The organism is Saccharothrix xinjiangensis, from assembly GCF_039527585.1.
GTDB classification, from domain to species: Bacteria; Actinomycetota; Actinomycetes; order Mycobacteriales; family Pseudonocardiaceae; genus Actinosynnema; species Actinosynnema xinjiangensis.
Genome location: NZ_BAAAKE010000007.1, coordinates 110,983 through 129,299, shown reverse-complemented (window position 1 = coordinate 129,299; position 18,317 = coordinate 110,983). Strand labels below are relative to the sequence as shown.

At 75.1% G+C, this 18,317-nt stretch carries 15 protein-coding genes; 9 read left to right on the top strand and 6 right to left on the bottom strand.

Going from position 1 to position 18,317, the window contains the following annotated elements:
* The first annotated feature begins 95 nt into the window (after positions 1-95).
* The 3 genes from ABD223_RS17805 to ABD223_RS17795 all read left to right on the top strand — a co-directional run bounded on the left by ABD223_RS17805 (position 96) and on the right by ABD223_RS17795 (position 5,372).
* On the top strand, positions 96-2,468 hold the full coding sequence (locus ABD223_RS17805) for a glycosyl hydrolase 53 family protein (RefSeq protein ID WP_344037383.1): 2,373 nt from the start codon (positions 96-98) through the stop codon (positions 2,466-2,468).
* A gap of 370 nt (positions 2,469-2,838) precedes the next feature.
* Positions 2,839-4,149 carry a hypothetical protein gene (locus tag ABD223_RS17800; protein WP_344037382.1) on the top strand — a complete coding sequence of 437 codons (1,311 nt, stop codon included), beginning with the start codon at positions 2,839-2,841 and terminating at the stop codon, positions 4,147-4,149.
* Complete coding sequence (locus ABD223_RS17795; RefSeq protein WP_344037381.1) at positions 4,146-5,372, top strand: PLAT/LH2 domain-containing protein; 1,227 nt, start codon at positions 4,146-4,148, stop codon at positions 5,370-5,372. The genes ABD223_RS17800 and ABD223_RS17795 overlap by 4 nt, the downstream gene beginning before the upstream one ends.
* Here ABD223_RS17795 and ABD223_RS17790 read toward each other — a convergent pair.
* Genes ABD223_RS17790 through ABD223_RS17780 form a run of 3 tightly spaced genes read right to left on the bottom strand, consistent with a single transcriptional unit; the run spans position 5,323 to position 6,747 of the window.
* Positions 5,323-5,610: a DUF3817 domain-containing protein gene (locus tag ABD223_RS17790; protein WP_344037380.1), complete on the bottom strand. Its 288-nt coding sequence runs from the start codon at positions 5,608-5,610 to the stop codon at positions 5,323-5,325. The two genes, ABD223_RS17795 and ABD223_RS17790, sit on opposite strands and share 50 nt — an antisense overlap.
* Positions 5,611-5,614: 4 nt before the next feature.
* Positions 5,615-6,076, bottom strand: a complete 462-nt coding sequence (locus ABD223_RS17785) for a hypothetical protein (protein ID WP_344037379.1) — start codon at positions 6,074-6,076, stop codon at positions 5,615-5,617.
* A complete protein-coding gene (locus ABD223_RS17780) occupies positions 6,073-6,747 on the bottom strand; it encodes a DJ-1/PfpI family protein (RefSeq protein WP_344037378.1) in 675 nt (224 codons plus the stop codon). The genes ABD223_RS17785 and ABD223_RS17780 overlap by 4 nt, the downstream gene beginning before the upstream one ends.
* A 112-nt stretch (positions 6,748-6,859) precedes the next feature.
* Between ABD223_RS17780 and ABD223_RS17775 the strand changes: the two genes are divergently transcribed.
* The gene (locus ABD223_RS17775) at positions 6,860-7,810 is read left to right on the top strand and encodes a GlxA family transcriptional regulator (protein ID WP_344037377.1); all 951 of its coding nucleotides are present in this window, start codon (positions 6,860-6,862) and stop codon (positions 7,808-7,810) included.
* A 79-nt stretch (positions 7,811-7,889) separates the two neighbouring features.
* On the opposite strand, the gene ABD223_RS17770 is transcribed toward ABD223_RS17775, so the two are convergent.
* Complete coding sequence (locus ABD223_RS17770; RefSeq protein ID WP_344037376.1) at positions 7,890-8,726, bottom strand: alpha/beta fold hydrolase; 837 nt, start codon at positions 8,724-8,726, stop codon at positions 7,890-7,892.
* Between the two features lie 195 nt (positions 8,727-8,921).
* Between ABD223_RS17770 and ABD223_RS17765 the strand changes: the two genes are divergently transcribed.
* From ABD223_RS17765 to ABD223_RS17750, 4 genes are read left to right on the top strand one after another with little or no spacing between them, the layout of a single operon-like run.
* Positions 8,922-9,353, top strand: coding sequence for a cellulose binding domain-containing protein (locus ABD223_RS17765; protein ID WP_344037375.1), 432 nt, complete (start codon positions 8,922-8,924; stop codon positions 9,351-9,353).
* Between the two features lie 60 nt (positions 9,354-9,413).
* Complete coding sequence (locus tag ABD223_RS17760; protein WP_344037373.1) at positions 9,414-12,440, top strand: CHAT domain-containing protein; 3,027 nt, start codon at positions 9,414-9,416, stop codon at positions 12,438-12,440.
* A 9-nt stretch (positions 12,441-12,449) separates the two neighbouring features.
* Entirely contained in the window at positions 12,450-12,809 is a 360-nt protein-coding gene (locus ABD223_RS17755; protein WP_344037372.1) for a hypothetical protein, read from the top strand.
* A 4-nt stretch (positions 12,810-12,813) separates the two neighbouring features.
* The gene (locus ABD223_RS17750) at positions 12,814-13,713 is read left to right on the top strand and encodes a hypothetical protein (protein ID WP_344037371.1); all 900 of its coding nucleotides are present in this window, start codon (positions 12,814-12,816) and stop codon (positions 13,711-13,713) included.
* Positions 13,714-13,864: 151 nt separating this feature from the next.
* On the opposite strand, the gene ABD223_RS17745 is transcribed toward ABD223_RS17750, so the two are convergent.
* Complete coding sequence (locus ABD223_RS17745) at positions 13,865-14,956, bottom strand: cytochrome P450 family protein (protein WP_344037370.1); 1,092 nt, start codon at positions 14,954-14,956, stop codon at positions 13,865-13,867.
* Between the two features lie 84 nt (positions 14,957-15,040).
* Here ABD223_RS17745 and ABD223_RS17740 point away from each other — a divergent pair, with 84 nt between their 5' ends.
* The gene (locus ABD223_RS17740) at positions 15,041-17,353 is read left to right on the top strand and encodes a helix-turn-helix transcriptional regulator (protein WP_344037369.1); all 2,313 of its coding nucleotides are present in this window, start codon (positions 15,041-15,043) and stop codon (positions 17,351-17,353) included.
* Positions 17,354-17,538: 185 nt separating this feature from the next.
* Here the strand turns inward: ABD223_RS17740 and ABD223_RS17735 are convergent, their stop codons facing one another.
* Complete coding sequence (locus ABD223_RS17735; RefSeq protein ID WP_344037368.1) at positions 17,539-18,090, bottom strand: hypothetical protein; 552 nt, start codon at positions 18,088-18,090, stop codon at positions 17,539-17,541.
* Positions 18,091-18,317 lie beyond the last annotated feature (227 nt).

The window sequence follows — 18,317 nt, the reverse complement described above, 5'->3', positions numbered from 1 at the left end:
AACCAGCACAATCGCCATCTCGGCTCTAGCACCGGTGTTATCGGTTGTGTACGTTCACAGCGCTGGTCCCGGTCATCGCCGATTCGGAGAACACCATGCGAGTCGCCTCCCGCAGCAGGCTGAGGTCGGTGCCGGCCCTGCTGGTGCTGCTCACCACCACTGTGGTGACGCCGCCCGCGACAGCCGCCGACGGCCCGGTCGAGGCGGGCATCGTCGTCCGCAAGGTCGAGAACCTGCCCGCGGACTTCGTCAACGGCGTCGACGTGTCGTCGGTGGTCGCCCTGGAGGACTCCGGCGTGGTGTTCAGGGACGCCGCCGGTCGACCAGCCGACCTGTTCGCCGTGCTCGCCCGAGCCGGGGTCACCGACGTGCGCGTCCGCGTGTGGAACGACCCCTACGACGCAGCCGGCAACGGCTACGGTGGCGGCACCGTGGACGTGGCGCGTGCGGTCGGGATCGGTGCGCGGGCCACCGCCGCGGGGCTGCGGGTGCTCGTGGACTTCCACTACTCGGACTTCTGGGCCGATCCCGCGAAGCAGCAGGCGCCGAAGGCGTGGGCGTCGAGCCACGCCGGCGAGTACGACCCGCACGACGCGGGCCGGTGGTTCGGCGGCTCCGCGTGGGACAACCAGGCCCTGTTCGCCGCCGACGGCAGGCCCCTGGAATCGCTGAACGTGTTCGCGCACGCCCGGACCGGTTCCGCCGCGCCGCGCGAGGTGACCGGCGTGGAGGCCGTGGCGCTGACCGTGCCGGGGGGTTCGCCGGTCATCCTGCCGGAGTCGGTCACCGTCACCTACAACGACGGCTCCGCGGAGCGGCAGGCCGTCACCTGGTCGGGCGCGCAGGGGTGGATGTCCGGGCCGGGGTCGTACCGGGTGAGCGGCGTGACGGCGTCCGGGCACGCGGCCTCCGCCGCCGTGGTCGTCGCGCAGCACGACTTCCTGCGCAACCCCGGCTTCGAGGCCGAGGACACCGGCATGTGGGAGCGCACCGGCACGGGCGTCACGGTGCGCTCCACCGACGACCCGCACAGCGGGGAGCGCTCCGCCCACTTCCACTCCGGAGAGCCCTACTCGTTCACGGTGGCGCAGCGCGTGGAGGACCTGGCGGCGGGTTCGTACGTGGCGCGCGCCGCGCTCCAGGGCGACGGCGAGGCCACGGCCGACGACGTCCGCCTCACGCTGGCGACCCCGGCCGGACCCTCCCGGTCCGCCTCGTTCGCGATGACCGGCTGGCGCAACTGGTCCACGCCCACGACGGGAGCTGCGGAGGTCGCCGAAGGTGGTTCCGCCACCGTGGCGATCACGGCGAACCTGCCCGGCGGCGCCTGGGGCACGGTCGACGACGTCGAACTCGTCCGCCACCTGCCACCGGGCGCCGACACGGTTGCGCTGCGGGCGCTCGTGGACCGCGCCGGTCGGGTCGACCGCGACGCGTTCACCGACGCCTCGCTCGCCGCGCTCGACCACGCCGTCGAGGTGGCCCGGGTGGTGCTCGGCGCCCTCTCCCCCACCGCCGACGGGGTCGCCGGGGCCGCCCGGCGGCTCGACGACGCCTTCGGCGCGCTGGACCTCGACGGACCGGGCGCCCGCGTCGAGGAGACCGACGCCGCCGCCGGTGGTTCGCGCGCGGTGTCGTTCCGGCTCGACTCCGCGTACTCGTTCACCCCGTCCCAGCGGCTGTCCGGTCTCCCGGCGGGCGAGTACGCGCTGTCGGCCGTCACGCAGGGCGCCGGCGCCGGGCCCTCCGACACCCCGGTGCTGTCGGTCCGCTCCACCGCCGGCTCCGCCGACGCCCCGCTGGAACTCGCGGGCTGGAAGGAGTTCCGCACCGCCACCACCGCGCCGGTCGCGGTCGGCGCGGACGGTGAGCTGACCGCGTCGGCGTCGTTCACCCCCGGCGCCGGGGCGCGGGGCTCGATCGACGACCTGCGCCTGGTGCGCGCCGGTGCGGCCGACGTCGACACCAGCGGGCTCGCGGCCGCCGTCACCGGGGCCGAGGGGATCGACCTCGACGGCTGCGCGCCCGAGTCGGCCGCCGCGCTCGTCGCCGCGATCGAACGCGCGCACGTCGTGCTCGACGCCGACCGCCCGTCCCGGGGCGCGGTGGACGACGCCCGCCGGGCCCTCGACGACGCCGTGGCCGACCTGGTCGTCCGCGACACCGCCCGCGCGGCGCCCGGACAGGGCGTGCTCTCGCACGACAACGGTTGGGACACCGGCCTCCGGGACGGCGCGTACACCGTGCGGGTGAACCTGTGGTGGGGCGAGAACGCCACCTCGTTGCGGCTCTACGAGAACGGCGCGCTCGTGGCGGAGGGGCGGCTGCCGGCGGCCGAGCCGGGTGCGCAGCGGGCCGAACTGGTCGTCACCGGCAAGGCCGGGGGTTCCCACCTCTACCGCGCCGAGTTCGTGAACGAGGCGGGCACGAGCACGAGCGGCGACGTGCGCGTGGCGGTCCGCCGGTAGCGACCACCGGCTGGTCCTCCGGCGCCCCGGGTCGGGTCGGCGGGGACCGCGCCGAGGTGCCGGGGAGAACGCGGCGCCGATTTCCGCGAGCGCCCCCGGAACCGCGAAAATCGCATTCCCGAGTCCCGGTGCCGGCGAATTCCCCCGATTTGATCACCGACCCGGGACCGGTGAACTCCCTCCTGGGCTGTTCCGCGGTGATGAGGGGAAGACATTCGTGACGAATCCTCGTGTATTACCCCCTGGCGTTCCCATCACGGCCACTACCAGCCCACACCCGGGTATTGACCGCAAAGGTACGCTCGGTGGCGTCCCCACCCGTTGCAGCCTCGGGAAGGTCATTCGAATGGCTGATCCGCTCATCGGTAAAATGGAAATACGGAACGCCGCGGGACAAGCGGTCTTCGTGTTCGACCCCGACAGCACGCCGCCGAAGTTCGGGGTCCAGCAGGCCGGTGGGTGGATCTGGGTGGAGCTGGCGAACAACGTCCTGTCGCTCGGGCGAGCCGGCGGGGTCGCCAACCCGCCCGTGCGGCTCAACGGGCAGAACGCCGAGATCCTGCTCGGCGGGAACGGCGCCACCGGCGGCCTCGTCGTGCGCGACCTCCAGGACAGGGCGAACGCCAAGCTCGACGGGTTCGGGCTCCTGACGCTCGGCGGCGACCAGCACCCCGGCGGCGTCACGCTCAAGGGGGCGGACGGCAAGTCCGCGCTGGGGTTGGGCGGCGGCGGCCTCCACGCCGGTGGCGACGGCACCGCCGGGAAGATCACGGTGGTCGACGACAAGACCCGCCCGATGTTCGAGGTGCTGGCCGCCGACGGCCAGGTCTCGGTCGGCGGGTTCCAGCGGGCGGGCCGGGTCGTCGCGCGCGCGGCCGACAAGTCGGACGCCGTCGTCCTCGACGGCTCGACCGCGGACGTCACCGTGGGCCACGCCGGCGCCACGGGGACGCTCGTCCTGAACGACACCGCGGGCAACCCGATCCTCAAGTTCGACGCGGCGGGCTCCGGCACCATCACGCTGTTCCGCGGCAACAAGGCGGTCTTCCAGCTGGACGGGGCGACCGGCGAGGCGCGGTTCGGCGGCGGGACGGTCCCGGGCCAGCTCTTCCTGCGGGACGGGGCCGGGAAGGACACGATCCACCTGCGCTCCGGGGACGCCATCGCCCGCGTCGGCGGCAACGGCAAGGACGGGCGCATCCGCCTCTGCCGCGCCGACAACGACGTGAGCATGGAGCTGGACGCGACGAGCGGGGACATCATCCTCCAGAACGCCGACTGCGCCGAGGACTTCGACATCGCCGACGGCGCCGAGGCGGAACCCGGCACGGTCATGGTGCTCGACGAGCAGGGGAGCCTGCGGCCGAGCGCGCGGGCGTACGACTCCGCGGTCGTCGGGGTGGTCGCCGGCGCCGGCGACTTCCGACCCGGCATCGTCCTGGACCGCACGCCCTCGTCGCGGCGGCGGGCGCCGCTGTCGATGGTGGGCAAGGCGTACTGCATGGTCGACGCGACCACCTCCGCGATCGCGGTCGGCGACCTGCTGGCCTCCTCGGACCGGCCGGGGCACGCCATGAAGGCCGGCGACCCCGCGCGCGCCTTCGGCGCGGTCCTCGGCAAGGCGCTGCGCCCGCTGGGCGAGGGCACCGGCCTCATCCCGATCCTGGTCGCGTTGCAGTGACCGCGGACGGCCTGCTCTCCCACAACGTCGACCGGCCGCTCAGCCTGCGAGCGCTCGCGTCCGCCCTCGGCGTCCCGGCGCCGATCTCGGTCAAGGAGGTCATCGCCCGGCTGGAGGACCCCCGGCGGCCCTTCTACCTCATCGCCCACCGGTGCAACGACCTCGAAAAGGTGAAGTGGGCGATCGAGGCGGGCGCCAACGCGATCGAGTGCGACCTCCAGTTCACCTACAACCAGGGTTCGCGCACCATCGAGTTCTGCGTCAACCACGACACCACCATGTTCTCGGACCGGGACAGCCTCGTGCCGTACCTCAAGGGGGTGGCGGAGCTCCTGCGCGACAACCCCCAGGTCGCGCTCTGGCTGTTCGACCTCAAGCAGGACTGGCCGTGGAAGGCGGTCCCGCTGCGCAACCTGATCCGCGAGCACCTGACCGACCACGTCCCGGTCAACGTCCTCATCTCGCAGCCGGCGTACGCGGGCCGGGGGTTCTTCGAGCCGATCGCGACCGGGCTGCGCCCCCGTGAGGGCTACTCGATCGACGCGCACAACGACCCCGACGCCGTCTCCGACTTCTTCACCGGCAAGGGCATCGCCCGCCACGGGTACGGCAACGGGATCTTCGTCGCCGGTGGCGGCGAGCACGTCCCGCGCTCGGTCATGCAGGGCGTCGCCCTGAAGTGGTCCGACCGCAGGATCCGCTTCGTCTACGTGTGGACGCTCGGCTCGAAGTCGTCGATGCGCGACTACATCGCCATGGGCGTCGACGGGATCTTCGTCAACGACGTCCCGGCGCTGAAGCAGGTGCTGGCCGAGCCCGCGGTCCAGGCGCAAGTGGCCCTCGCGTCGCGCGAGCGCGATCCCTTCGCGCTGCCGCCGTACCTGCCCGCCTACGTGCTGACCGCCACGACGGCCGACGTGCTGTGGGCCGGCACCGACGCCGACCTCACCTTCGAGCTGCACGGCAGCGCCGGTGTCGCGAAGACGACGATCGACGCGTCGCCGCCGTTCCTGTTCGAGCAGGGCGACACCGACCGCGTCGCGCTCATCGGGAAGGACGTCGGGACGATCCAGAAGCTCGTCATCACCAACCACGGCGACTCCTCGGGGGGCTGGCGGGTGACCACGGTCAAGGTCCTCAAGAGCGGCACCGGCCAGACGACCACCTTCGCCTTCAACCAGGAGATCGCGTCGAACACGTCCGCGAGCCGGACGCCGGTCTGACGCCGGTCCGGCGCAGCACGAGCAGGCCGCCGACGCCGGGCACCAGGGCCGACAACCGGGCGCGGGCACCCCCGGGCCAGGCGAGCACCACGACCAGCGCGTAGGCGCAGCCGTGCAGGGGGCCGACCGCGGAGGAGACCGCGGGCCAGTGGGCGGTGGCGAGGTTGACCAGCAGCACCACCACGGTCACCAGCTCGACGGCCGCCGCGGCGCGCAGCGCCCTCGGGGACGTGGCCACCGCGTCACGCCCCCGTCGTCGAGCCGGGTCGGACGACCATCAGCACGGTGACCGCCGCCCACAGCAGGTTGAACACCCCGGTGTGCGCCGCCAACCGCGACGGCGGCCACGTCGGCGTCCTCGACGCGACCACGTCGCCGAGGACCGCGCCCTGGCGCGGGAGGATGAGCAGCACGATCACGGCGGCGGCCAGCGCGGTCAGCGCGATCGAGGTGAGCAGCCACGCGTCGCCCAGCACGCCGAGGCTGTTCGCGGTGGCCAGGCCGAACACCGGGACGGCGACGCCGACCGCGGCGTAGACGCGGCAGGTGCGGTGCAGGGCCCGCAGCACGGCCACCTCGCGCTCGTCACCGGGTGCGGCCAGGGCCCGGCGGGTGCTCGCCGGGAACGCGCCGGCGGCCACGGTGACCGGGCCGATGGCGATGATCGCCGCCAGGACGTGCACCGACAGGAGGAACTTCGTCATGCCCGGACCCCGGGCACGACGGGGTCCGGGCCGCCGGCGCGCCACACCGTGCCTCGGCGCTCGTGCGCGACGAGCCCCTCCACCGCGATCGCCACGCGCGGGCCGATCAGGCGCTCCAGCAGGTGCAGGCCCAGGTCCAGGCCCGAGGTGACCGACGAGGAGGTCACCAGGTCGCCGTCGTCGACGACGCGCACGTCCAGCGCCCGGACCCCGGCTGCCGCCAGCGCGTCCAGCCCCATCCGGTGGGTGGTGGCCGGGCGGCCCCGGATCAGGCCCGCCATCGCCAGCAGCAGCGACCCGCCGCACACCGTCGCCACGGTCACGTCCGGCCGGCGCACGGCCCGCGCCAGCAACCCCGTCAGGTCGCTCTCCACCGCGCGGCGCAGGTGCGCCAGGACGCTGCCCTCGGCGGGCTCGCCGCCGTCGGGCATCGAGCCCCCCGCGCCGGGCACGACGACCAGGTCCGCGCGGTCCGGGTCCAGCCGGGCGGTGGCGCGCAGCGACAGCCCGCCCACGCCGCCGGGCACCTCGCGCGGGCCCTCGGCGGTGACCAGCTCGACCTCCAGCCGCCGGTCGCCGGCCGTGACGTCGGCTCCCGTGACGAGCACCTCGTACGGGGCGATGGCGTCGAGCGGGTCGAACCCGTCGAACAGCACTACCTGGGCCAACATCGGTGATCAGTCCTCCCTCGGTTCGGTGCTGTGACGCTATGGCCGCGGGAGGAGAGCCGGAAGTGGCCGGATTGCCATGTTCCAACGGATTCCAGCCGAGTACGCTGCGGCCATGCACACGGTGGTCGTCCTCGCGCTGGACAAGGTGGTCCCGTTCGACCTGTCCACCCCGATCGAGGTGTTCACCCGCACCCGGCTGCCCGACGGCAGGCCCGCCTACCGGCTGCGGGTCTGCGGTCCCGGACCGGCCGTGGACGCGGGTGTGCTCACCCTCCGGCTGCACTGGGGGCTGGAGGCGCTGGCCGAGGCCGACACGATCATCGTGCCCGGCCGCTCCCAGCTCGACCCGGTGCCCGGGAAGGTCCTCGACGCGCTGCGCCGGGCCGCCGCAGACGGCACCCGCATCGCCTCGATCTGCTCCGGCGCGTTCACCCTCGCCGCCACCGGCCTGCTCGACGGGCTGCGCGCCACCACGCACTGGTCGGCCGCCACCGAGCTGGCGGCCCGCCACCCCCTGGTCGAGGTGGACCCGGACGTGCTCTACGTCGACAACGGCCAGTTCCTCACCTCGGCCGGCGCGGCGGCGGGCCTGGACCTGTGCCTGCACCTGATCCGCCGCGACCACGGCTCGGCGGTGGCCGCCGACGCCGCCCGGCTGTCGGTCATGCCGCTGGAGCGCGAAGGCGGTCAGGCCCAGTTCATCGTGCACGACCACCCGCCCGCGCCGCGCGGTTCCGAGCTGGAGCCCCTGCTGCGGTGGGTGGAGGACCACTGCGCGGAGGAGCTGACCCTGGAGGACATCGCGGGCAAGGCGGGCACGAGCACCCGCACGCTCAACCGCCGCTTCCGCGAGCAGACCGGCACCACCCCGCTCCAGTGGCTGCTGCGCGCCCGCGTCCGCCGGGCCCAGCACCTGCTGGAGACCACCGACCACCCGGTCGACCGGATCGCCGCCCAGGTCGGCTTCGGCTCGCCCACGGCGTTCCGCGACCGGTTCAAGCGCGTGGCCGGCACCAGCCCGCAGTCCTACCGGTCCGCGTTCCGCGACCCGGCCGGGCGGTGACCGGAACCCGTTGACTGCCGGTGTTCCGGCCACCGGACGACCACCGGTTCGGAGCGGCCTCGGCCGGGCCGGGCGCGCGTCAGCTCCGCAGGAACCCCACGACCGCCGAGCGGAACCCGGGGCTGTCGCCCACGACGCCGTGATCGCCGGCCACGATCCGGAGCCGGGCGTCGGGGATGGCCCCGGCGAGGACGTGGGGGCGCTCCGCGAGCGGGTCGCGGTCGCCCGCGATGACGAGGGTCGGCGCGGTGATGGCGGCGAGGTCGATCCCGTCCCGGTGCACGGCGCGGGCCTGCGCGGCGAGCGAGGGCAGGTCCGCGCCCACGAGTTCGGCGAACGCGCGCAGGCCCGCGACCTCGGGCGGCAGGGCGGCCGGGTCGTCGGCGAGCAACGCCTCGGCCAGGACGCCGTTGGGCAGGGCGCGGGTGTCGACGCCGCCGACTTCGACGACACCGCCGCCGATGCCGCCGACGACGAGCCGGCGCACGGCGGGTTCCCCGGCCGCGGTGAGCAGGGCGACGACGGCGCCCATGGAGTAGCCGACGAGGTCCACCGCGGGGGCGTCGAGGGTGGCGATGACCGCGCGCAGGTCGCGGGCCATGCGCCGCTCGCCGTAGCGGGTCGGGTCGGGCGACTTGTCGGACAGGCCGTGGCCGCGGGCGTCGACCCCCACGACGGCGCGCCCGGCGGCGGTGAGGGCGGCCACCGCGCCCCGGGCGGCCCACTCGACCAGGGTGTCGGCGCTGAAGCCGTGGTGCAGCACCACCGGGACCGGGTCGGGGTCGACGCCCGGGTCCGGGTCCCAGCGGTGGTGGGCGATCCGGGTGCCGTCGTCGACGACGAGGGTGGCGGTCCGCGGCGGTGGTGCGGCGGCGAGCGCGGCGGCCAACGCGGCCGCGGTCAGGGGGTCGGTCACGGGTGTCCTCCGGGGGCCGTGGCGGTGCGGTGCGGCGGTGTTCCGCGCCGCACCGGGCGGGAGGTCGCTCCCCCTCGGCGAAGTGGTGCACCGCGAGAGGTCGCGCAGTGGCACTGGGGCGCACCGCCCTCACGCACGACGATCGGTGCGGAGCGGGGCGCACCGCACCGCCGATCGCCATCCCGGAGGAGAACCATGAAGCTCGAACGCGCTTTGCCCGGCGCCGTGACCGCCGTGGCCGGGGTGCTCGCCCTGACCACCGGGGCCACCGCCGCCCCCGCCCACGACACCGTACCCGCCTCCGCGCAGGCCGACTGCCACTACACCTACACGGCCTGGAACTTCGCGGGTGGCTTCTCGGCCACGCTGACCGTGACGAACACCGGCCCGGACCCGGCCACCGGCTGGTGGATCGAGTTCGACCTGTCCGCCGGCGCGCTCATCCAGACCACCTCGGGAGGCAGGTTCCTCACCCGCAGCGGCCACATCCACGTCACCGCGCCCGACTGGCTCCGCGACCTCGCCCCCGGCCGGCACGCCAACATCGTGATCAACGGGAGCAACACCGCCTCGACCGGCGTCACCGTCGCCGACGTCACCCTCAAAGACGTCCCCTGCACCGCCTGACCCGTCACGGATCCCCGAACCGGGGCACGGGGAGGCGGCGCGACCGGCACAATCCCCACCGTGCGCGACGAGATCGACTCAGCCGGGGCCGCCCCCGCCCGAAGAGCCCTGTCGCCGCTCGCGATGGGGATGGTCCGAGAGGCGATGGACGCGCCCGACCGGGCCATGCCCTTCGCGGCGGAGCCGGCGGAGTGGCTGGTGTCGACGACGACGCTGGGCAACATGGTGAGCGTCGTCGAGGCCGCCTGGGACAGGCTCCACCCGGACGACGCCGACCTGGAAGCCGTCTACCTGGCCGCCTGCTACCACTACGCGCGAGCCCGTCACCTGCCCGAAGAGGAGCGGGGGTGGGAGGTGCGGGCGGCGATCAGCCTGTTCTCGGTGGTGCACGCCCTGCGACCGCGGAGCGTGCCGGAGCCGCTGCGGACGGCGTTCGCGGCCGATCCCCCGGCTCTGGTGCCACCCTCGGAAATCCTGCACTCCGTCGGCCTGGTGCTGTTCTTCGCGGTCACCCGCGAGCGGGACGCGGCCGGGCTCCGGCGGGCCGCGGGCCTCATCGGGCTGGCGCTGGCGTCCGAGCCCCTGGCCGGGTCGAAGCCCGTCATGCTGTTCAACTCCGGCTCGGTGCTGCTGGAGCAGTGGAAGCTCGACGGTGACCAGGGCACCCTGCGCAAGGCCGTGCTGTTCATGCGCGAGGCGGTGGCCGCCTACCCGGGCCACCTGACCGTTCCCGAGCACGTGCTGTCGACGCTGCGGGCGGCGCAGTCGGAACTGCCGGCCCCGGAGGTCGCCGGTGCGCGGCAGCGCGTCCAGCAGTACCTCAACTCGGGCATCAGGGACGTCGCGCGGCTGGACTCGATCATCCACGAGACCCGGGCCGAGCTGGAGGCCCTGCCGGCGGACGACGACGAGAGGCACGGCCACCTCAGCAGCCTGGCCGTGCTGCTGCGGGTCCGGTTCGAGCTGACGGGCGACGGGAACGACGTCGACCGGTCGATCGAGTTGTTGCGGCAGGTCCTCCGCGAAGCGGGTGACGGCCAGGTCCGGCGGATGGCGAGCAGCGCCCTCGCACTGGGCTGCCTGCACCGCTACGTCGAGCGGAAGGACCCGGCCGACCTGGAGGCGGCGACCGCGGCCGGCCGGGACTCCCTCGCCGGGGTCTCCCCCGGCTCGCCCGAGTACCCCAAGGCGCTGACGAACCTGGCCGCGGTGCTGCTGTCCCGGTTCCTCGCCTCCGAGGACCTGGCGGAACTCGCCGAGGTGATCCGGTACCTGGAGATCGCCGTCGCCACCGAACCGGTCGGCGGCAACGACTACCAGGTCATGCGCGTCAAGCTCGGCGAGGCCCTGACGCTGCGGGGGCTGCGCGCCGGGGAGCTCGCCGACCTGGCCACCGCCGCGGCGGTGCTGCGGTCGGTCGTCGACGAGCCCCCGGCGGAAGGGGTCAACCAGCAGTTCGCCCGGATGGGGCTCGGGCGGCTGGAGGTGGTGTGGGCGAAGGTGTCCGGCAACGCGGGCGCCCTGAGGAACGCGGTGGAGCAGTTCCGGGCGACCGCGTTGGCGCCGTCCCACGACATGAGGACCCGCGTGCAGGCCGCCGGGTCGTGGGGAGCTCTCAGCGCGAGACTGGGTGACGTCGAGGAGTCCTCGCGGGCCTTCGGGTTCGCCCTGGACGAGCTGCTGCCCAAGTTCGCCGGGCTGTTCCTGGACCGCGCCTCCCGGGAATCGCGGTTGCGCCAGGTCACCTCGCTGGCCCGCGACGCGGCATGGGCGGAGATCCGGTGCGGCCGCCCGGAGGAAGCCCTGGTGCGGCTGGAACAGGGCCGTGGCGTCCTGCTGGCGCAAGCGCTGCGCCTGCGCGGCGGGCAGGCCGACCTCGCGGCGGCGGCGCCGGCGCTGGCCGAGCGGTACGAGCGGGTGTGCGCCGCGTTGGTCCAGGAGCCCGACACGGGGGAGCGGCGCCGGGACCTGGCCGCGGAGTTCGACGACCTGGTGCGGGAGATCCGCGGGCTGCCGGGGTTCGCCGGGTTCGCCGTGCCCGCGGACTGGGGCAGGTTGCGCGACGCGGCGCGCGGCGGGCCGGTCGTCGTCGTCAACGTCGCCGAGCTGGGCTGCGACGTGCTCGTCCTGCAGCCCGGGGGCGTCGTCGAGGCGCTGCCGCTGGTCGGTGCCACCAGCGCGGAGGTGGCGCGCCGGGCGGAGGAGTTCCTGGCGGCGGTGGCCTCGATGTCCGACGACGTGGGCGACTTCGAGAGCCGGTACCGCGGCGACCTGGTCATCGCCGACACCCTGGGCTGGTTGTGGGACCACGTCGCGGGTCCCGCCCTGGCCACCCTCGGCCCGCTCCCCGAACGGGTCTGGTGGTGCCCGACCGGGCCGTTGGCGCTGCTGCCGCTGCACGCGGCCCACGACCGGGGCAACGACACCTACGTGCACGACCTCGTCGCCTCCTCGTACACGCCCACCCTCAACGCCCTGGTCGAGGCGCGGTCGGCGCCCCCGTCCGCGGACGGGGGGCTCGTCGGGGTCGGGGTGACCGGCGACCCGCCGCTGCCCGGTGTGCGGGAGGAGCTGACCGCGGTCGGGCGGTGGACGCCGGCGATGACCACCCTCCTCGACGAGGCGGCCACCCCGGAGGCCGTGCTGGGGGCGCTGCGCGCCCACGGCCGCGTCCACCTGGCGTGCCACGGCGTCCGGGACGCCGACGACCCGTCGAACAGCGGACTGGTGCTGCACGGCGGCGTGCTGACCGTGCGGCAGCTGGCCGGGCGGCGCCTGCGCGACGCGGAGTTCGCGTTCCTGTCGGCGTGCCACACCGCGGCGGGCGGGCGCCAACTGGTCGACGAGGTGATCACCCTGGCCTCGGCGTTGCAGCTGTGCGGCTACCGGCAGGTCATCGGCGGGCTGTGGCCGGTCCAGGACGGGCTGATGCCGGCGCTGGCCGGTGACGTGCACCGGCGCCTGGCCGAGAGGGGCACCACGGCGGACGCGGCGCTCGCCCTGCACGCCGCGACGCGACGGCTGCGAGAGGACCCGCGCTACGCCTCCCCCGTGTTCTGGGCGTCGCTGACCCACATCGGCCCCTGAGGAGTTCACGTGTCCGACGACCACGTCTACCTGGCGGCGTTCTGCCACGCGCTGCCGAAGATGCGGGTGGTCCTGCGGCAGCAGGGCAGGTCCGAAGAGCTGCGGGCCGCGGTGGAGGCGGTGCGCGACGGCACACCGGTGCTGGAGGTCCTGCCGGGCCTGGGCATCGCGCCCCACGTCCTCGCCGGCGCCGGCGCCGGTCGAGGGGGCAACGACATCCTGAACCCGTTGCGCCGCGCCGCCTCCGGCGAGGTGTACCGGTGCCCGGACGGTTCCTGCGGGTGGGAGGCCGTGCGCGAACCAGGGGGGCCGATCCCGCGCGACCGGTGCTGGTTGAGGGACCTGCCGACGGCCGTGGGCGAAGCCTGAGCCGATGACGCCGTTCCTGAACGAGCTGGGCAAGAAGCTCGCCGAGAAGTGGCTGTCGGTCCTCGTGCTGCCGGGGCTGCTGCTCCTGGCCACCACCGGTGTCGCGGTGCGCCTCGGCCACTCCTCCGCGCTGGACGGCCGTCTCCTGGTCAAGCTGGTCGGCCAGTGGGCGGCCGCGGTGGCGCGCTGGCCGGCGACCGGTCAGGCGGCGGGTTTCGCCGCGGCCCTGCTGGCGTCGCTGGCCGTGGGCGCGCTGGTCCGCGCCGCGGCCGACGCGGTGCTGAGGCCGATCTGGTTCGGCAACTGGCCGCGACCGCTGGCGACGCGCGCCACCAACCGCAGGGCGAAGCGCTGGAGGGGGCTCCAGGGCCGACTGGGCGAACTGCGCGCGGAAGCCCCGCCGGACAGCCGGTCGACCGAACTGCTGCACCGGCTGGACCGGTTGTCGGCCCGCCGCGACCGGATCGCCCTGGCCGCCCCGAGCAGGCCCACGTTCACCGGCGACCGCTTGGCCGGGACCGCCGCCAGGGTGCGCAACCAGTACGGCGTGGACCTCGCCTCCTGCTGGATGCGGTTCTGGGTGGTGCTGCCGGAGGACGTCCGGGCCGAACTGCGCACCGCCCGCCAACGCCTGGACGACGCGATCAGGCGGTCGACGTGGGCGGCCGCGTACCTGCTGCCGGCGTGCGCGTGGTGGCCCGCCGCGCTGCCGGCCCTGGTGGTCGGGTGCGCCGCGTGGGTGCAGGGCAGGCGAGCCGCGGTCGACCACGCCGACCTGGTCGAGTCGGTGGTGGACGTGCACGTGCACGAGCTCGCCTCGGAACTGCGCCTCCTCGACGGGGATCAGCGGGTCGACCCGGAGACCGGGGCCTGGTTGACCAGGATCGCCCGCAAGGGGGCCTGATCGCGGGAGCGGGCGCCCGCCGGCTGGTCGCGCCCGCCGGAAGGTCGGCGGCACGCCGGCTGGTCGGCCGCGGTCGGACCGCACTCCTGAGCCCTGGTCTTCGACATCAGGTGGTGCGGGCCGGGCAGGTCGTGCGCGGCCGGCCGGGTGCTCACCCGGCCGGCCGCACCGGCAGCGCGGTCACCCCCCGACTGATCGCGTGCCGCCACGTCACGCCGCCTCCGGCGAGCGTGGTCCGCGGGTAGCGGCGCAGCAGGGCGGTCAGGGCGACCTCGCCCTCCAGCCGTGCCAGCCGCGCACCGAGGCAGTAGTGGGCGCCGTGGCCGAACGCCAGGTGCGCGCCGCGCCCGAAGGTCAGGGCGCCGGGGTCGGGGAACCGCTCCGGGTCGCGGTTGGCCGCCGCGACCGAGATCAGCACCAGGTCGCCCGCCGGGATGACGACACCGCCCAGCGCCACGTCCGCGGTCGCCACCCGGAGCACGCCGGGGCTGATCGGGCCGTCGAAGCGCAGCAGCTCGTCCACCGCGGCGGGCGCCAGGTCCGGGTCGGCGACCAGTTCGGCCCACCGGTCCGGGTTCCGCAGCAGGGCGAGCACGCCGTTGCCGATGAGCTGCACGGTCGTCTCGTGCCCGGCGGTGATCAGCAGCACCAGCATCGCGACCAGCTCGGTGTCGGTGAGCAGGCCCGCGTCCCGGTCGGCGAGCAGGGCCGTGGTCAGGTCGTCGCCCGGTTCCTTGGCGGCGGCGAACCGCGCCAGGTGCTCGGCGAGGCGCACGTAGGCGTCGCCCATCCGCTCCGGGTGCACCAGGTCGTCGGTCAACCGGCGCAGCACGACGTGGTCGGCGGGCGGCAGGCCCATCAGCTCGCCGATCACCCGCAGCGGCAGCGGGATCGCGTAGGTGGCGACCAGGTCCACCTCGTCCCGGCCCGCCCACGCGTCGAGCAGCTCCTCGGTGATGGCCTCGACCCGGGGTCGGAGGGCGTCCACCCGCCGCGCGCCGAACGCCCGCACGACGAGCGCGCGCAACCGCGTGTGCTCGGGGGCGTCGGTGTGGCTCATCATCCCGGTGGGGGCGATCGCGCTGCTCAGGTGCTGGTGGGCGAGCGCGGCGACGACGTCGGCGTGGCGGGTGAGCAGCCACGGCCGCGTCCCGTCGGGCATGTCCACCCGCACCGGCCCCGTCCGGCGGTGCTCGTCGTACCGGGGGTACGGGTCCTGGAAGAACGCCTCGTCGATCCGCATGGACCCAGCCTGGCCGCGGCCGGCGCGCCGGTCCTGAGCAGCGAACCACCCATCTCCGGCGCGGCGACCACCTAGCCTGGCGGCATGGGGTGGCCGTTCACGGGGAGGGCGGCGGAGCTGGCCGCGGTGCGGAGGGCCCTGCGGGGCGCCGGGCTGGTCGTGGCGGGTCCGGCCGGGGTGGGCAAGACGAGGTTGTTGGAGGAGGCGGCGCCGGGACGCGTGGTGCGGGCGACGTCGGCGTCCCGGGGGATCCCGCTGGGCGCGCTGGCGCCGCTGCTGCCCGACGACCCGGCGCAGGGGCCGGCGCTGCTGCGCCAGGCTCGGGAGGCGCTGCGCGGCGGCGTGGTGGCCGTGGACGACGCGCACCTGCTCGACGACGCGAGCGCGGTCGTGCTGCACCAGCTCGTGCAGCACCGCGACGCGGTGGTGCTGGCCACGATCCGCTCGGGCGAGCGCCCGCCCGCGCCGGTGACCGCGCTGTGGAAGGACCAGCTGCTCGACCGGCTGGAACTCGCGCCGGTGGGGCGCGACGACGTGGAGTCGCTGCTGGTGGCCGTGCTCGGCGGGCCGGTGGACAGCCGGGCCGTCGCCCGCTTCTGGTCCGCGACGGGCGGGAACCTCCTGCTGCTGCGCGAGCTGCTGCTCGCCTCGGAGCTGGAGCTGCGCGACGGCCTGTGGCGGTCGGCAGGCCCGTGGTCCGTGCCGCCGCGGCTGGCGGAACTGGTCGAGGACCGGCTCGGCGCGCTGCCCGACGCGCGGCGGCGGGTGCTGGAGCTGCTGGCGTTCGGCGAGCCGCTCGACGCGGACCTGTTCGACGCGCACGAGCTGGAGCCGCTGTCCGACCGCGGGCTCGTGGTGGTGGCCGACGACGGCCTGCGCCTGGCCCACCCGCTGTACGGGGAGGTGCTGCGGGCGGGCTGCTCGGACGTGCGGGCGCGCAACCACAAGCGCCGGCTGGCCGCGCTGCTGGACGACCCGCTGCGGGTGGCCGTGCTGCGGTTGGAGAGCGGCACCGCCGACGACCCCGAGCTGCTGCGCGCCGCCGCCCTCCGGGCGTGCCACGCGCTCGACCTGGGCTTGGCCGTGCGGTTGGCGCGGGCCGCGTGGGAGACCGGCGGCGGACCGCCCGCCGGGCACCTGCTCGCGCAGCTGCTCGGTTCCGACGACCGGGCCGAGGAGGCCGAGGAGGTCTACGCCGCGGTGTCCACGCCGGACGACCCGGTGGAGGTGGTCGCGGCCCGCGCGATCAACCTGCGGTGGGGTCTCGGGCGTGACGACGAGGCCGTGACGCTGGAGCGCCTGCCCACCCTGATGCGGGCCTACCTGCTGTTCGACGCCGGTCGGCCGGAGGAGGCCCGGCGGGCGCTGCCGGGCACGGACGAGCCGGAGGAGGCGGTGGTCGCGGCCCTGGTCGACGCCATCACCGGCCGGCCGGTCGGCCCGTTCCCGGTCGTGCGGCCACGAGCCGCCTCCGTGCCGATGGCGCCGGAGACCGTGCGGTTCGCGGAGTGGTTCGTGCTGGTGACCACCGGCGACTTCCCGGCGGCCGAGCGCGTCGCCGACGCCGCGCACGCCGAGAAGGACCGGTGGGACTCGATGCGCGCCCAGTGGACGATCCACCGCGCCATCACCGCCCGGCACCGCGGGCGGCTGGACCTGGCGCACCGGCTGCTGCACGAGGCCGAACCGTCGGCGCTGCCGCCGTTCCGCCGGTTCATCGCGCTGGCGGAGCTGGCGACCGTGCTGGCCATGCGGGGCGAGGACGGGCGGCAGGCGCTGGCGGAGGCGGAGGCGCTGCTGCCCGCGATGAACAGGCAGGGGAACTCGGCCGTCGACCTCGCGCGCATGTGGGTGCTCGGCGCGTCGCCGTTCGAGGTGGCGCGCCGGTCCCGGGAGCGCGGCGAACTGGCGGTGGAGGCGGCGGTGCTGCACGACGCCGTGCGCCTGGGCCACGCCCACGAGGCCCTGCCCCGGCTGACCGAGCTGGCGTCGTCCGTCCACGGCCTGCTGGTGCCGCTGTACGTCGAGCACGCCCGCGCCCTGGTCGAACGGGACGCCGCGGCCCTGGAACGGGTGGCCACCGGTTTCGCCGCCGCCGGGGCCGACCTGCACGCCGCCGAGGCCGCCGCCGCTTCGGGGAACCGCGCCCTGGCCCTCGGCTTGCGCGCGCGCTGCCCGGGGGCCGCCACGCCCGCGCTGGCCCAGGTGACCGCGCCGGAGCTGACGCCGCGCCAGCGCGAGGTGGCCGTGCTGGCGGCGCGGGGGCTGACGAACCGCGAGATCGCCGATGCGCTGACCACGTCGGTGCGCACGGTGGACAACCACCTGTCCGTCGCGTACGCGAAGTTGGGGATCACCGCCCGGGGTGCGCTGCCCGCCGCCCTGGGGTTGGGGTGAGCGGCCGTCCTGCCCGAGACAGGTGTCGGCGCCCTGCCGGTGGTGCCCCCGAGCGTGGCCCCGAACCACGCACCGCACCACCGGCGGGACGCCGACTCATCCCCGGCGCAGCGCCTCGCACCGCCGTGATCAGGGGGTACCCACGCACCCGCGCGGATATTCACGACCGGGGCAGCACGTCCACCTCACATCACCTCGTGCCACGGCCTGCCGGACGCCCAGCAGCGCACCCACCCGGCGAACCCCGGTCCGACCGCGGCGGCGCCGACGCCGAACGGCATCGCGCCCTCACCCGTGACCTGCCAGACGTGCCCGCGGTGCGGGCCCGTGACGACGAGGTGCCAGTTCATCCCGCACCCCTCGGTGCCCAGCACGACCGACCCGTGGTCGAACACCCCGACCAAAGCCTCTTCGAGTTCCCCGACCGGCCCGGGGTCGTCCTCCCACACCCACGTCCGCGTCAGCGGGAACGGCCGGGCCAGGTCGCGTTCCCGCCCGCCGCCCCAGTCGGCGGGCAGCGCCCCCAGCGCCGTCAAGCCGTACTCGGGCGGCCCCGACGACGCGCCGTCGGCGATCTCGGCCACGAACGTCCGGTACGGCTCGGGCAGCACGACACCGGACGCCGCCTCGAAGGCCCGCACACCCGGCCGGCCCAACGGGGGGCCGCTGCCGCGCTCGGCGGTGAAGACCTCGCGCAGCAGTGCCAGGTCCTCGGGATCGGCGCTCTCGGTGTTCACGCGCCACTGACTACCAGACCGGTGCGGAGGCGGTGCCGGCGTGCGCGATCGCCTTCACCCCCCGGTCGGTCGTGGAGTGCGGACGACAGGTCGACGACCGGCTAACGCCCAGCTTGGTGATCAACGATATGCCGATGTCGGATCACCGAGGGTGGGAGAATCCCAGTGAGTCGTCGGATACGACGAAATCGGCCCTTCTCGAGGGCGCTCACGCGGGTCAAGGGCAC